Source organism: Terriglobia bacterium, assembly GCA_020073185.1.
GTDB lineage: Bacteria > Acidobacteriota > Terriglobia > Terriglobales > Acidobacteriaceae > JAIQGF01.
On record JAIQFT010000033.1, the window covers coordinates 35129 to 41128 of the forward strand.

Genomic DNA, 6000 nt, shown 5'->3' on the forward strand with positions numbered 1-6000 from the left:
GCATGACTGCTTTGTTTTTTTGGGCGGTGCTCGGAGGACTGGTGGCTGGGTGTGCGCTCTCGACCATATGGTTTGACCGCGATCGGGCTTGGTTGCCGGCAGTGCTTATTGGCGTCTGCGGCGGAATTGTCGGCGGCTTCCTGCGCAAGCTTGCGGGTGCCAGCGACGGCTTCGACCTGAGTTCGATGGGCCTGGTCATCCTGGGCGCAGCCGCGCTGCTCTGCGTGTACAACCTGTTCGCGCAGCGCGGCCGCTCGACCGAGATGGCGGGCCACACTCGCAAGGCGGCCTGAAACCGCCTGTCGAGGCAGGGGACCAAGAACCAAAGCAAGACGGGTCCGTGGACAAGTGTCTCTCATCTCGGGTGACATCGCACGGGCGCCCGGTAACGCCTGACACCTGATGCCCGAAGCTTGTAGAATGTCTTGTGGCCTTGTCCGCCGAACTCACGCCACAAGTTGCCGCCGCCGCGCCGGTCATCCAGGTGCAGGAACTTCGCCATCTTTACGAGGGGCGGCCCGCGCTCGACGGCGTCACCTTCGAAGTGCGTCCGGCGGAGATCTTCGGCCTGCTTGGCCCCAACGGCAGCGGCAAAACCACGCTCTTCCGCATCCTCTCCACGCTCATGCTTCCCTCCAGCGGGCGCGCCGTCATCATGGGTCACGATGCCGCGAAGGACCCAACCGGCTTGCGCCGTCACATCGGCGTCGTCTTCCAGGCGCAGAGCATTGACATCAAGCTGACCGCGGAGGAAAACCTGCGCCACGTCGGACACCTATACGGACTGAGCGGAGCGCCGCTGAAATCGCGCATTGAGGAAATGCTAGGAAGGGTGGGGCTCGCCGATCGCGCCAACGACCGCGCCGAAACCTTCTCTGGCGGCATGCAGCGGCGCCTGGAACTGGCCAAGGGCCTGCTACATCATCCGTCGGTGCTGCTGCTCGACGAGCCCACGACCGGCCTCGATCCGGGAGCGCGCCGCGACCTCTGGCAATATCTGCACATCCTGCGCGAGCAGGAACGCGTCACCGTCATCGTGACCACGCACCTGATGGAAGAAGCGGAACGCTGCGACCGGTTGGCGATCTTGAGCGAAGGCAAATTGGTTGCGCTGGGCACTCCCGCAGAGCTGAAGCACGAGATCGGCGGCGATGTCATTCTGCTGGAAACTGCCGATCCGGAATCGCTGGCGCGGCGCATCCACGGGCGCTACCACCTGGACGCGACCGTGATTGCCGGAAAGGTGCGCTTGGAGCGCGAAAGCGGCCATCGCTTCGTCACCGATGTTGTCGAAGCTTTTCCCGGCGAGATTCAATCTATATCGGTAAGCAAGCCGACGCTGGAGGACGTATTCATCCATCGCACCGGACACAGATTCTGGACCGAGGACAAGAACTCTGAGGGACAACGTGCCGCTGACCGCCAGTGATTTGCCAACGACGAACGAGCAACGGCCAACGACCATGGCTTCGCAAACCCAAACCATGGCAGCAACCGTCGCACCGACATCGGTCGGGTCGGTGATTCCAGCGCTCAGCCTCTGGTGGCGCGAGATCGTGCGCTTCTACCGCCAGCGCTCGCGCGTGGTGGGAGTAATCGCCTCGCCGGTGGTGTTCTGGATCGTCATTGGCTCAGGCTTCGGAACTTCCTTCCGCGGCGGCAGCGGCGCGGGCAACGAGCACTATCTCGACTACTTCTTTCCCGGCGCGCTGATCATGATCGTGCTCTTCACCTCGATCTTTACCATGATGTCGGTGATCGAGGACCGCAAGGAGGGCTTCCTGCTTTCGGTGCTGGTCGCTCCGGTGCATCGTTCAGTGATCGTGCTGGGCAAAGTTCTGGGCGGAACCACGCTGGCGACCATTCAGGGACTGGTGTTTCTCTGCTTCGCGCCCGCGCTGCGCATTCACATCGGCCTGGCGCAGCTTGGTCTCATCGCGCTGACCGTCTTTCTGGTTTCGTTCTGCTTGACCGCGTTGGGCTTCGTCATTGCCTGGCCGATGGACTCGACGCAGGGCTTTCACGCCGTCATCAACCTGTTCCTGATTCCGCTATGGCTGCTCTCGGGCTCGCTGTTTCCGCTGACCGGAGCGTCGGGCTGGATTCGCCTGCTGATGCGCATCAATCCGCTGACCTACGGCACCGAAGCGCTGCGGACGCTGCTGTTCCCTGCCAGCGCAACCTTTGCCGTCAGCACTTCGCTGATTGTCCTGGTCGGCTTTTCCCTGGCGATGTTCTTGGCGGCGTTCGTAGTTGCCAATCGCCGCACCACCAAACCTGCCGCATAGCTACTGCTTCCTCTCGCGCTCCAGGATCGCTTTCTCGGTCAGGATGGCCTGCTCGCGCACGCGCTCGGGCATGTTAGGCAGGCTCTTCTGGTAAGCGGCGATTACCGGAAGGTCTTCCTTCCCTCCGACGAGATAGAGAGCGCGCAGCGCCTCCCAGACCTGCTCGGGAGCAGGATCCATGGTCGCCAGCTCGGTTCCAGCCTGCACCTGCGCGCCGCGCGCGACGCTGAAGGAGCGCACGCGTCCGGCGATCGGCGAGCGCACTTCCACGGCGTTTCCATGGGCTTCGATCTTGGCGATGGTGCCGTTCTGGCGGATCGCTTCACCAACCTTGGCGAGGTCGGTCACGCGGCCTGCTTGCGGAGCAGTGACTTTAGCGGGCTGGAGCATCAGGACGAGTTGCGGACGACCGCTGGCGTCGCCGAAGCGGACGAGCGAGAGCGCGGCGTTGGCGCGCACCATCGGCGCAGGGTCGTGCAGCATGGGCAGCAGCGCCTGGTGGAATTCGGGACGCGTGTTGTCCTGACCCATGATCCATGCATCGGTGTTGCGGATCTCCTCGACCGGGCTGGAGGCTAGGCGCACGACGTCGGGATACCAGCGCTCGGCGCTGGAATCGCGCTGGGCCATGCGCTCGCCGAGTTGCACCAGCGCGTGCTGCGTGTGGCGCGGCTTCTGCTGGTCGTGAATGTACTGGTCGAGCTCGCGGTCGGTAAGCGCGCGCCCGAACCAGGTGCTGCGCCAGAACAGAAAGGGCAGCAGCACGATTGCCCAGGCGACGACGAAGAAGAGGATGCGGTTGCGCACCGACATGCCCTTGCGCTCGAAGTTAGGGTCTTTCACGATCGGAGTCGGTAAAGGCAAGAGTCCTCACTCCTCGATATCGACGTCGAGCACGCGCTCCTGCTCCAGATAATGCGACATGGCGTACTGCGCGAGCAGGCTGGTGGCGACCAACACTTCCGCTCCGATCCATTCGCCTTTGGGATGCGGAATGTTGGCAGGATGCTGACAAGCTCCGCTGGAGCCGAACTCGGGGCCGAAGAACGCGCCTTGGCTTTCGGGAAACTGCTGCAGCGCGAACCAGGCCTCGTGGCCAATGGTTCCACCGACATCGATCTTGAGCTTCACGAGGGGCATGGATTCAGGCGCGGAAAAGCTGATACAGCATCAAGTAAATCACAACTCCGGTGACGGAAACATACAACCAAATCGGATACGTCCAACGCGCGATGGCGCGATGGCGTTGGTCGCGACGGCGCAAGCCGAGAGTCAGGGTGATGATGACGAGCGGCGGAACGGTCGCGGCGAGCAGGGTGTGCGTGATCAGGATGGCGAAATAGATCGGTCTCGCCAAGCCTTGGCCGCGGAAATGAACGCTGCCAACGTGCGCGTGATAGTAAACGTACGAGGCGAAGAACAGCGACGAAGTCACGGTCGCGGAAATCATCAGGGCGCGATGCGGGGCGATGTTTCGGCGGCGAATGGAATTGCGCGCAGCGACGATCAGAAGCGCGCTTGCGCCATTCAAGAAAGCGTTCACAGTTGGTAACGATGACAAACTTGATATCGTATCCGTGGTTACCCTACCCCTCTCCCCTGCCCTACATGATAATTCAATAACTTACGTACGGTATACCGTCGAATTGGCACGGTTACCGTGAGCTGCCGCGATTAGCGCGGACCAGGCAAATTATAGGCCAATACGCGATGATGAAAAGTTACCAGATAGTTAGTGGGTGGCGCGCGGTTACGGGAGTTGGATGATGGTGTGGGGAATTGGATTCGCAGGGACGGTAGCCGGTAGCGAAAATCTCCCACCCTGTCTCGCCCATCGGTCCGCTCAGGGCAAGTTCCCTCCGGCGAGACAAGGGTGGGGCAACCTCGTGAGTGTGGACGGAAAGGGCGGGCCAGCCCCCAATTGTTCTTCCCGAGTGAAACCGGTGGAGACTCTGGATTTCATTTCGGAGGCCGCCAGTTGCCCAGAAAGGGAATAAAGGCGCGCAGGAAAGCGCGAGAGATCGTCATGAGAGTTGTTCTGGTGCTAGAGTGCGGGCTCAGTGATGGAACATGGAAGATTTCAAGCAGCTTTGTGTTCTGCTCGGCTGCGCCCTTGTTGGCATTGGCGTGCTGTACGTGGTGACCGGCGTGGTGAAGTGGTGGGAGGAAAATACCTCGTCCCACACTCGGGAAGTGGTCGGGGCATTCTTTGGCTTCTGCACGCTCTGTTTCGTCGCTTACCTAGTCGGCAGATTCATGGGGTGGTGGGGACAGGGCTAGATCGCCATAGGCATTGTTGTCGCGAGCTTGGACGCTGCGAAGGTCCACTAGTTGACGTGCTATCAGAATGTCAACTGGGCGATTCTGAATTCGGACTACCTGTCGAATCGTGCGGGAATATCCCAAACGAAAAGCTCCCATTACGAATGGTCGCATTTTTCCCCTGAACAAGGCAGCCGCCTGCATCGCACTCATCGCGCGTGGTGATCTGAGCGGGCGGTCAATTTTTTTGACAATTGGTATACGCCGTAGCTCCGACGTACTGGGTTGTACAGTTTAGGGAGTTAGACCGTGGCGCTACGGGCTGCGGCAAAGGCTGCAACGCGTAAGGCTGCGGTGAAGGAAATAGCTGTCGGAGCAGTAAGTATTTCATCAAGCGATCATTGCTGGGTTGCTGGGCTGGTGCCGGCGCGGGCGGTGTCTGAACGACAATTGTCTGCGGCGGTGAAGACTTGGCTACAACGGCCCACAGTTTTTCGTTTTCCTGCTTCAGGCGGTTCACTTCGATTTGCAGTTCGCCAATCAATGCGATCACTTCGCCGTAGGAAATTGGTCGCCCAAGCAGTTTGTTCTCGTTTGACGCCTGTACAACGTGCGAAACGCGGAAAAAGGCTATTTTGTTTTCAGTCGTTAGAAAAGGGAGAACAACCTCAGCACCAGGGCGGTCCGGCATTAGAGCGATGCTGTAAGGCGCATAGTTTTGAATCTCGTTCGGTACCTGCGACGGTTTAATCTCGCCCGGTGTCTGTGGGGAGTTGCCTGCCGCGTGCGTGAGGCGGTCGACAGGCGACATCGGCTTACCATCTCGCCAAGGCGTGTCTGGGAAGTTGGCCTCACAGGAGGAGCCATACGCGGTCGAAACGCGCGACGTCCCTGCGGGGCATGAGGATTCTTGGGCAATCGCAACTGCTGACGCGGCAATAACTACAAGACACAAGGACAGCGAACTCTTCATGCGACAAACTGTACTGCTCTACAAGCGACCTTAACAATCCCAAAACGTAATAGCCTCGCAGCCAGCGTCCCGAAATGGACAAGGCACCCCAGGACACGGCACCCAATAGAGGATAATGGCGGGTGGCCGACCCTTTGCGGCTTTTCTTTGCACTACACCTCACTGCTTGAAGCCGTAAAATCATTCGCCGCAGCAGTGACGCCTCGGGTAGCGCGTCCGATTAATTTGGCGGGGCGGGCAATTAAGATTTTGGGACAAGCGACGAACTGCCTTCATGCGAAGTGCCCCATGAGTTGGTACATCTTCTTGCAGTACGGAATGAACAGCTGAAGCAGCACGTGACCTGCTCCCCTAAATCCGCACACAACTGAGTATGATTTCACAGTTTCGCGGAAGCGAAAGATCGGGGAGGAGCATGTCTCGGAGCCGGCACACGGAAGCGGAGATGATCGCCGCGTTGAAGCAGATGGACGCAGG

General features: G+C 60.0%; 8 protein-coding genes. 4 read left to right on the forward strand and 4 right to left on the reverse strand.

The window, feature by feature from the left end; genetic code table 11:
* Window positions 1–2 precede the first annotated feature (2 nt).
* From LAN64_13075 to LAN64_13085, 3 genes are all read left to right on the forward strand, one after another.
* Window positions 3–293: a GlsB/YeaQ/YmgE family stress response membrane protein gene (locus LAN64_13075; protein ID MBZ5568769.1), complete on the forward strand. Its 291-nt coding sequence runs from the start codon at window positions 3–5 to the stop codon at window positions 291–293.
* A gap of 140 nt (window positions 294–433) precedes the next feature.
* Complete coding sequence (locus tag LAN64_13080) at window positions 434–1429, forward strand: ATP-binding cassette domain-containing protein (protein ID MBZ5568770.1); 996 nt, start codon at window positions 434–436, stop codon at window positions 1427–1429.
* Window positions 1430–1484: 55 nt separating this feature from the next.
* On the forward strand, window positions 1485–2288 hold the full coding sequence (locus tag LAN64_13085; protein ID MBZ5568771.1) for an ABC transporter permease: 804 nt from the start codon (window positions 1485–1487) through the stop codon (window positions 2286–2288).
* On the opposite strand, the gene LAN64_13090 is transcribed toward LAN64_13085, so the two are convergent.
* Genes LAN64_13090 through LAN64_13100 form a run of 3 tightly spaced genes read right to left on the reverse strand, consistent with a single transcriptional unit; the run spans window position 2289 to window position 3858 of the window.
* Window positions 2289–3152, reverse strand: a complete 864-nt coding sequence (locus LAN64_13090; GenBank protein ID MBZ5568772.1) for a hypothetical protein — start codon at window positions 3150–3152, stop codon at window positions 2289–2291.
* Between the two features lie 6 nt (window positions 3153–3158).
* Window positions 3159–3428 carry a hypothetical protein gene (locus tag LAN64_13095; GenBank protein MBZ5568773.1) on the reverse strand — a complete coding sequence of 90 codons (270 nt, stop codon included), beginning with the start codon at window positions 3426–3428 and terminating at the stop codon, window positions 3159–3161.
* Window positions 3429–3432: 4 nt separating this feature from the next.
* Complete coding sequence (locus LAN64_13100; protein MBZ5568774.1) at window positions 3433–3858, reverse strand: DUF420 domain-containing protein; 426 nt, start codon at window positions 3856–3858, stop codon at window positions 3433–3435.
* A gap of 500 nt (window positions 3859–4358) precedes the next feature.
* Between LAN64_13100 and LAN64_13105 the strand changes: the two genes are divergently transcribed.
* Window positions 4359–4568: a hypothetical protein gene (locus LAN64_13105; GenBank protein MBZ5568775.1), complete on the forward strand. Its 210-nt coding sequence runs from the start codon at window positions 4359–4361 to the stop codon at window positions 4566–4568.
* A gap of 220 nt (window positions 4569–4788) precedes the next feature.
* On the opposite strand, the gene LAN64_13110 is transcribed toward LAN64_13105, so the two are convergent.
* Window positions 4789–5361 (reverse strand): hypothetical protein, encoded by a 573-nt coding sequence (locus LAN64_13110; GenBank protein ID MBZ5568776.1) that lies wholly within the window; start codon window positions 5359–5361, stop codon window positions 4789–4791.
* Window positions 5362–6000: the final 639 nt, after the last annotated feature.

What these genes read in the sequence shown, in the direction of transcription:
- LAN64_13075 (MBZ5568769.1), top strand. Translation starts at nt 3, where the DNA reads ATGACTGCTTTGTTTTTTTGGGCGGTGCTCGGAGGACTGGTGGCTGGG.
- LAN64_13085 (MBZ5568771.1), top strand. Translation starts at nt 1,485, where the DNA reads ATGGCAGCAACCGTCGCACCGACATCGGTCGGGTCGGTGATTCCAGCG.
- LAN64_13095 (MBZ5568773.1), bottom strand. Translation starts at nt 3,428, where the DNA reads ATGCCCCTCGTGAAGCTCAAGATCGATGTCGGTGGAACCATTGGCCAC.
- LAN64_13105 (MBZ5568775.1), top strand. Translation starts at nt 4,359, where the DNA reads ATGGAAGATTTCAAGCAGCTTTGTGTTCTGCTCGGCTGCGCCCTTGTT.
- LAN64_13110 (MBZ5568776.1), bottom strand. Translation starts at nt 5,361, where the DNA reads ATGTCGCCTGTCGACCGCCTCACGCACGCGGCAGGCAACTCCCCACAG.